At 56.9% G+C, this 462-nt stretch carries 1 protein-coding gene; it reads left to right on the top strand.

Translation table 11 applies throughout. From position 1 onward, the window contains the following. The coding region (locus ACTHUR_RS20270; RefSeq protein ID WP_440400594.1) for a Mur ligase family protein at positions 1–462 on the top strand (462 nt) is incomplete at both ends.

Raw genomic sequence — 462 nt, forward strand, 5'->3', positions numbered from 1 at the left:
GTTTTACACGGGTCGTCTGAAAGATGCGTTGGACAACGGTTTCAATATTCTGGCGCTCAGTCCCGGCATCAGCGAGCGGCAGCCGGATATCGAGGCGTTCAAGCAAAACGGCGGACGCGTGTTGGGCGACATCGAATTGCTGGCGGACATTGTGAACCGCCGCGGCGACAAGGTGATTGCGATTACCGGCAGCAACGGCAAAACCACGGTAACGAGCCTGGTCGGTTATCTCTGCATCAAGTGCGGGCTGGATACCGTTATCGCGGGCAATATCGGCACGCCGGTTTTGGAGGCGGAATTGCAGCGTGAAGGCAAAAAAGCGGACGTGTGGGTGTTGGAGCTTTCCAGCTTCCAACTGGAAAACACTGAAAGTCTGCGCCCGACTGCAGCGACGGTGCTGAACATTTCCGAAGACCATCTCGACCGCTACGACGACCTGCTCGACTACGCGCATACCAAGGA

The sequence above is a fragment of the Neisseria sp. P0021.S007 genome, assembly GCF_051956855.1.